Here is a 708-nt window from a genome sequence, read left to right as displayed (position 1 = left end):
GGTTTAGGAACTTTTTCATTTGCTGCAACTAGCAATAATGCACCATCCATCAAAGCAGATCCTGAAAGCATGTTTGCCATTAAACTTTCGTGTCCTGGGCTATCTACAAAACTTACTACTCTAGATAATTCACTTTCTTTTCCACAATTATTGCATTTTGGAGTTGTTGAATATCCTAAGGGCTCCTCACATTTTTTACATTTGTAAAATGCTGCATCTGAATAACCAACGCGAATTGTAATCCCACGTTTTAATTCTTGACTATGTACACTTGTCCATGATCCGGTTAGAGCTTGAATTAGAGTAGTTTTTCCATGATCTACATGACCCGCAGTACCAATGTTAACACATGGTTGATAACCATATTTTTTAATATACCAATCAGGAAGTGTTTCTCTCCAATGCATGAATCAAAATTTACAATCGGTATATGTTAAGTTATTCTTTTTTATCTTCTGTTTTTTCTACAGAATCTTCAGTAGGAGCTTCAACAGGTAATTCTCCATCAAATTTACAATTTACTTGATAAATTTCTTCGGATACAGTATCTCCACGCATTAATTTTCTTTTTCTTTGTCCAATCTCTGCATTTTGCAATCCTACTCCTTTAGAAAGTAAAACTTGTTTTCTTGCGGCACCATGAATATCATTTCTCATTGGCACTCCAGATTTATCACTTCCACCAGTTAGTTTTAATTTTCCAGACAA

2 protein-coding genes are annotated in these 708 nt (G+C 34.5%); both read right to left on the bottom strand.

The annotated features are described in order from the left end of the window. Window positions 1-407: GTP-binding protein (locus BD31_RS05550; RefSeq protein ID WP_008299693.1), on the bottom strand; the 407-nt coding region annotated here is incomplete at its 3' end. 31 nt (window positions 408-438) lie between these two features. After that, window positions 439-708, bottom strand: a 270-nt coding sequence (locus tag BD31_RS05545; protein ID WP_048097489.1) for a S6e family ribosomal protein, incomplete at its 5' end; no start/stop codon positions are given.

It is taken from the genome of Candidatus Nitrosopumilus salarius BD31, assembly GCF_000242875.2.
Classification (GTDB): domain Archaea; phylum Thermoproteota; class Nitrososphaeria; order Nitrososphaerales; family Nitrosopumilaceae; genus Nitrosopumilus; species Nitrosopumilus salarius.
The sequence above is the reverse complement of the archived record's forward strand: the minus strand, read 5'-3'. Positions and strand labels throughout refer to the sequence as shown.